This is a genomic window from Citrobacter sp. TBCS-14 (assembly GCF_005280805.1).
GTDB lineage: Bacteria > Pseudomonadota > Gammaproteobacteria > Enterobacterales > Enterobacteriaceae > Citrobacter > Citrobacter gillenii.
Genome location: NZ_SZWM01000991.1, coordinates 1 through 346, shown reverse-complemented (window position 1 = coordinate 346; position 346 = coordinate 1). Strand labels below are relative to the sequence as shown.

The window sequence follows — 346 nt, the reverse complement described above, 5'->3', positions numbered from 1 at the left end:
TAGTATAATGTTTCTAGTTCATCATCTGAAAACTGTGTTAAATCATCATTATCAAAAGTTGTAAGTTTACGTTTAATTTCTTTGCCTTCGTCGTTCTCTTCTACGTAGTAACGTTTCATTTATTCGTCGTCCTCATCTTCATCTAATTCAAGCTTTTCTATTTCCCAATAACTTAAGTAGTCATTTATAGTTTCTTCACATATTGTACAAACTGCACTTAAATTACCACAACAACCGCAACCATCAGCGCACCAACCTACTGTTACCCATTTGTGTTTGCATTCCATTTATTTCATTCCTTTAATTTCAAATTTTTCAATAATATACCTTTTAGAACCAAGCTCGA

The 346-nt window shown here is 32.1% G+C and carries 1 protein-coding gene; it reads right to left on the bottom strand.

Annotated features, from left to right (window positions below; translation table 11 throughout):
• Positions 1-119: 119 nt before the first annotated feature.
• Positions 120-287 (bottom strand): hypothetical protein, encoded by a 168-nt coding sequence (locus tag FDX22_RS30225; protein WP_170974699.1) that lies wholly within the window; start codon positions 285-287, stop codon positions 120-122.
• Positions 288-346 lie beyond the last annotated feature (59 nt).